Here is a 375-nt window from a genome sequence, read left to right as displayed (position 1 = left end):
AAGCATCCTTAACCTTATCAAGATGCCCCACAACATCTAACCCACCTTCGGTAGTTAACTCTTCGCGTTTTTCAGGCACCAAGCAAATATGCTCTGGCTTAACCTTTAAAGCGAGATCGACCATCGCATCCGTTACCGCCATCTCCAGGTTCATACGCGTTTGGAGGGTTTCCTTCATCACAAACACATCGCGATCCTGAATATGCCTGCGATCTTCTCTCGGATGAATCGTAATGCCGTCAGCGCCAGCTTCTTCAGCTAGCATCGCAGCCTGGACGGGATCAGGGTAACGCGTACCTCGTGCCTGTCTAAGGGTTGCAACATGATCGACATTTACACCTAACAACACCCTACGCTGTTGACTCATCTTACTCA

At 49.3% G+C, this 375-nt stretch carries 1 protein-coding gene; it reads right to left on the bottom strand.

Translation table 11 applies throughout. The features are described 5' to 3' along the window. A partial coding sequence (locus A3739_RS04440) for a pyridoxine 5'-phosphate synthase (protein ID WP_082878268.1) occupies positions 1–367 on the bottom strand: 367 nt, incomplete at its 3' end. Positions 368–375: the final 8 nt, after the last annotated feature.

This window comes from Oleiphilus sp. HI0067 (assembly GCF_001635735.1).
The sequence above is the reverse complement of the archived record's forward strand: the minus strand, read 5'-3'. Positions and strand labels throughout refer to the sequence as shown.